1 protein-coding gene is annotated in these 665 nt (G+C 64.8%); it reads right to left on the reverse strand.

The annotated features are described in order from the left end of the window. Positions 1-665, reverse strand: a 665-nt coding sequence (gene menC, locus NZU74_20510; protein ID MCS6883711.1) for an o-succinylbenzoate synthase, incomplete at both ends; no start/stop codon positions are given.

Genomic DNA, 665 nt, shown 5'->3' on the forward strand with positions numbered 1-665 from the left:
GTTGAGGGCAAACGGCGTCTCGATGATGTCCTCAAAGTAGTAGCGCGTCGAGGCGGAGATGTCGCCGGGCAGGGTGAAGCCGGGCAGTGAGGCCAGCGCTAGGTTCGCTGCCCGCCCGATGCCGGTCTCCAACATGCCGCCCATCCACACCGGAATGCCGCGCGCCAGGCAGTAATCGTGGATGCGCTTCGCTTCATACATGCCCCCTACCCGTCCCGGCTTGATGTTGATGATGCGGCACGCACCCAGCTCCAGCGCCCAGCGCGCATGGTCGAGCGAGTGAATGCTCTCGTCCAGGCAGACCGCGGTGCGCAGTTGCGCTTGCAGCTTGGCGTGGTCAATGATGTCGTCTTCGCCGAGCGGCTGTTCGAGCAAGAGCAAATCGAACTCGTCCAGCGCCTTGAGGTACGCCGCATCGCCGAGGCGATAGACCGAGTTGCCGTCGGCCTGAAGCAGCAGGTCGGGGTGATGGCGGCGGATGATGGCGACCTCGCTCACGTCGCGCCCCGGCTTGATCTTGAGCTTGATGCGCCGGTAGCCGTCCGCCAGATAGCCGTTCACCACCTCCAGCAGTTTTTCGGGCGACTCCTGAATCCCCACCGAGACGCCGACCTTCACCCGGTCGCCGCTGCCGCCGAGCAACTTTTGCAGCGAGACCCCGGCAC

This window comes from Chloroflexaceae bacterium (assembly GCA_025057155.1).
Classification (GTDB): domain Bacteria; phylum Chloroflexota; class Chloroflexia; order Chloroflexales; family Chloroflexaceae; genus JACAEO01.